Origin of the sequence: Geitlerinema sp. PCC 9228, from assembly GCF_001870905.1 — a bacterium.
Lineage (GTDB): Bacteria > Cyanobacteriota > Cyanobacteriia > Cyanobacteriales > PCC-9228 > PCC-9228.
Window position 1 is genome coordinate 1 of sequence record NZ_LNDC01000038.1, and the last position, 4,106, is coordinate 4,106.

Here is a 4,106-nt window from a genome sequence, read left to right on the forward strand (position 1 = left end):
TTTTTTTAGAATTTCCCCCCGAAAATGAAACAGCCCTGCTTGTAAAGGGGGACGGTTCGGGTTATGTTTGTGGTTTAGCAATATCGGATTTCGTATGACTCATAGCTTCGGGTGAATTGAGAGATTTAGCCGTGGTTTGCGAGATTTTCCGAATAATATCTGCCGCTACATAGTTGTTGTGGGGGCGTTTCACCATGACTGCTAGCAAATAACGCTTGCCGTTGGGCAAATCAATGGTCCCCACATCAGCGAGTAAAGAGCCAATATCACCAGTTTTGTGAGCTATGGAGGCTTGAGATGGCAAACCTTGGGGCAGTAAAGAGTCATTTTCCGTCTGTCGCATCAAATGCAACAAGCGATCGCGCGATCGCAAGGTCAGCATGTGCCCTTGTTCGATCCATGCCATCAACTTGGCGAGTTCTTGGGGATTGGTGGTATTGGTTCCTTCTAAATCCGGGAGGGGATTTCGCAAGCGTGTCGTCTGCAATCCCCAAGATTGAAACCGTTGGTTGAGTTTCTCAATACCTCCCAAACGATCGATTAAAATATTGGTAGCTGTATTGTCGCTAATGGCAATGGTTTTACTCGCCAATTCCCAAGCCGTATACTGGGTACCGACCTGTTGGTACTGCAAATTACCCGATCCCCCAGCCACATGCTTTTCTTTCATTTCTAACTTTTCTTGCAATTGAATATTGCCAGCGTCCACTTCTTGCATAAAAGCAATTAAAATAGGCACTTTAATCGTACTTGCAGCAGAATAACTCGCCTTAGAATTGAGATTAATATAAGCCCCCGTATCCAAATCCAATAAAAACGCTCCCACATCAAATCGAGAATAGTTGCTAACAATTTCCTTCCACTGACTTTTTAAAGAATCGAGTTCATATTTCAGAGACAGTTCCGGATAGGATGTTTCCAAACTGCCATTCCAGTTGCCCGGCGTCGCCATACCACTCAACTGGCGATTTTCTTGTGCCTCTGCTAAATTTTGCTGGTTGAGTTGCGGGTCTACAGTAGGATGCCAAACAGAAATAAACGTTCCCGCGATCGCGCTTAACCCCACCCCCGCGATGGTCAAACGAACGACGTATAACAACGGTGACAGAGGCGATGGTTTTCTTTTTTTGCGGGGTTTGCGCGTACGGCGGCGGTTGGTTTGTGGCTTTGGTTTTTGGGATTTGGCGGTACTGCCAGAACGCTTTTTACTAGTGCCAGCGTTGGCAGACTGGCGAGAACTGCGTTGTGGGGAACCACCAGTATTGGTACGCGATGGCGTTTGGGAATGGGTGGTGTTTTCGGGGGTTGCTGGGCGTTGCCGGGAGGATGGATGGGGTGCCCACGGATTGTAGGTTCTCCCCGTTTCGGGAGACCCTGGGGATCGGGGTTGTGTCTGTTGGTGGTATAAGGGTTCTACTCTAGAGGAACTACGGCTTGGTTGTGGTTCTCTGTTGGTAGAACCACGGGAAGTTCTTCTTGTGCTGGGGCTAGATTGGCTGGTAGATTGGCTGGTACGGCGGCGACGTGCGTTGGGACTTGATGCCGCTTTCGATATGGAAGAACGGCGGCGATTGGCGGCAGCCGATGACTTAGTACGCTGGGATTTTTTGCGCTTCCGGCCTTTTTTCGCCCCGTTTTGGGAATTTTTTGGAGATGCTTTGGGCGATTCTTTTTCGGTGCCACGGCGCGATTTCGTGGAATCGGAGAGCAAATGTAATAACGAACGATTATTGGGAATTCTCACAAGTTACCGCCTACTCCTACAACCAACACATACAGACGATCGAATAGAACGCTTTGGAAACAAGTTCATTTCATTGGCAATTTCGTTTCCGAAGCAACAGCAAAAATACCAGCCCAATTTTAACCGTTTGTTCTCGGTATCTCGTTCTATGTAACGAGCCAATTGAGATTGTTCCCTGCAAAATTCCCATCGAAAATTAAGATTGTTGGGAACCTTCTTCGGAAGAATCGGTAGAATAGCCAGATACAGAAAGCGCCCATTCTATCTGACTGATGATGCCCCTGAGCATGGCAACTTCTGTATCGGCAGGCTGAGCGCGGTTGAACAGTTGCCGCAATTTTTGCATTCGACTGGCTGCCGTGTGGGGATAGAGAAAACCAACTTTCAGCAACAGAGCTTCTAATTGTTGGTAGTACCCTTCCAGTTGTTCGATGGGGGCGCTCTTTTCTAATCTTGATGGATGTTGACCAATTGGTAAAGAGGATTCTGCCCCCTGTAGGGTTTCGGATGACGGTGTTGATGTTTGAAATTTCTGTTCTCGGTCAAGTTTGGCCAGTTCGTACAAACAAATACCGACTGATTGCGCTAAATTTAACGAGGGATATTCGGTGCTGGTGGGCAAACAAACATAGCGCTGGGCATGTTGCAACTCTTCATTGCTCAATCCCCGGTCTTCCGGACCAAAAATTAGGGCTGCCGGTTCTTGCAGCAGCCATTGAAAGGCTGGTTGTGGACCTTCCAGTAGAATTTCCCGTCGCGCTCTAGCAGTGGTTGCGATCGCTCGGCTACAGCCAGTGAGAGCTTCTGGTACGCTAGAGACAACTTGGGCGGCGGTTAAAATATCTTTGGCGTGTACAGCCATATCGGCTGCGGCTTTGCTTTGCCAGGAACATTGGGGGTTGACCAATACCAACTGCCGGTAGCCAAAGTTTTTCATAACCCGCGCGATCGCACCGACGTTACGTTCTCCGGCAGGTTCCACCAACACCACTTTGAGAGAAGGCACCGAATCTGTCATTTTGATTTAACTAGTTGGATATTTCGCTAGCTATACAATAAATACAGAAAGTTAATTGTAGAATATCTAGAATTTTCATGGGTCGTAAATCGTTGGGAAAGCTACCCAGCAAAATTTGTCCGGTTTGCCAGCGTCCTTTCACCTGGCGCAAAAAATGGAAAGACTGTTGGCATGAAGTAAAATACTGTTCCGAACGCTGCCGCCGTCGCCGCCACCAACAAAACTCGTCTTGAAGCCAATGCCAGGGGGGTCTACGATATTTTAAAATTGGACAATATTTTGCGAACTTCAACCCATCCAACTTGATTATGACCAAAGTACAGCCAAAGCTGATTCTCCACGGGGGCGCTGGCAGTTCCTTACAAAGCAAAGGCGGCATTGATGCCGTTCGTCAGTCCTTACAAAAAGCGATCGCGCAAGTCTATAATTTACTTACCGATGGCGTTAGCGCTAAAGAAGCCGTCGTTCAGGGATGCCGAATTTTGGAAGACGACCCCATTTTCAACGCCGGTACCGGTTCGGTATTGCAATCAGACGGGCAAATTCGCATGAGTGCGGGATTCATGGATGGTACCCGCCAAAGTTTTAGCGGGGTTATCAATGTCTCCCGGATACAACATCCCATCGATTTGGCACAAAAATTGCAGCAAGAGCGCGATCGCGTTCTCTCCGATTATGGTGCCCAAGAACTCGCCCGGGAACAACAACTACCCGTTTACGACCCCAGTACGGAAAAACGCTTGCAAGAATGGCTGCAAGACCGCAAAGGTGCCTTTCAGCGTTCCATGGCGGATGTGGTGGCAGAATCTGCTGGTCGCGGAACCATTGGTGTCGTTGCTTTCGATGAAAATGGCAATCTGGCAGCGGGAACTTCCACCGGCGGCAAAGGATTTGAACGAGTGGGTCGCGTCAGCGATTCGGCGATGCCAGCGGGCAATTATGCCAACAGTGAGGCAGCCGTAAGCTGTACCGGCATTGGCGAGGATATTATTGATGAGTGTTTGGCTGCGAGAATTGCCATCCGGGTGAGTGACGGTTGGTCGTTGCCGGAAGCATTTGGGCGTTCGTTTGCGGAAGCGGAAAGCCGGCAGCGAGATTTGGGGGCTATTGGTATCGACCAAAACGGCCATATTGCTTGGGGCAAAACCAGCGATGTAATTTTAGCAGGTTTTCACAACGGCGATCGCATGGGGGATTGTTTGGAAGCTGCCTCGGGAACGGTTGTCGATCGCATAATCTAACCAACCCCATTGTCGCTGCATTTACGGCGTGAATCGGGAGCTTGAAAGCCCTGACCTTTTAAAGCAGGGATGAAAAGCGACCCGTGCGGCTTTAGCCGCCGTC

The 4,106-nt window shown here is 49.1% G+C and carries 4 protein-coding genes; 2 read left to right on the top strand and 2 right to left on the bottom strand.

Annotation, left to right across the window (positions count from 1 at the left end; all coding sequences use genetic code 11):
* Positions 1-61 precede the first annotated feature (61 nt).
* Complete coding sequence (locus AS151_RS21225; protein WP_139240468.1) at positions 62-1,744, bottom strand: serine hydrolase; 1,683 nt, start codon at positions 1,742-1,744, stop codon at positions 62-64.
* A 196-nt stretch (positions 1,745-1,940) separates the two neighbouring features.
* A complete protein-coding gene (locus AS151_RS02765; RefSeq protein ID WP_071515549.1) occupies positions 1,941-2,762 on the bottom strand; it encodes an RNA methyltransferase in 822 nt (273 codons plus the stop codon).
* Positions 2,763-2,839: 77 nt separating this feature from the next.
* Here AS151_RS02765 and AS151_RS20525 point away from each other — a divergent pair, with 77 nt between their 5' ends.
* Positions 2,840-2,995, top strand: coding sequence for a DUF2256 domain-containing protein (locus tag AS151_RS20525; RefSeq protein ID WP_084639358.1), 156 nt, complete (start codon positions 2,840-2,842; stop codon positions 2,993-2,995).
* A gap of 72 nt (positions 2,996-3,067) precedes the next feature.
* The gene (locus tag AS151_RS02775; protein ID WP_139240469.1) at positions 3,068-4,003 is read left to right on the top strand and encodes an isoaspartyl peptidase/L-asparaginase; all 936 of its coding nucleotides are present in this window, start codon (positions 3,068-3,070) and stop codon (positions 4,001-4,003) included.
* Positions 4,004-4,106 lie beyond the last annotated feature (103 nt).

What these genes read in the sequence shown, in the direction of transcription:
- AS151_RS02765 (WP_071515549.1), bottom strand. Translation starts at nt 2,762, where the DNA reads ATGACAGATTCGGTGCCTTCTCTCAAAGTGGTGTTGGTGGAACCTGCC.
- AS151_RS20525 (WP_084639358.1), top strand. Translation starts at nt 2,840, where the DNA reads ATGGGTCGTAAATCGTTGGGAAAGCTACCCAGCAAAATTTGTCCGGTT.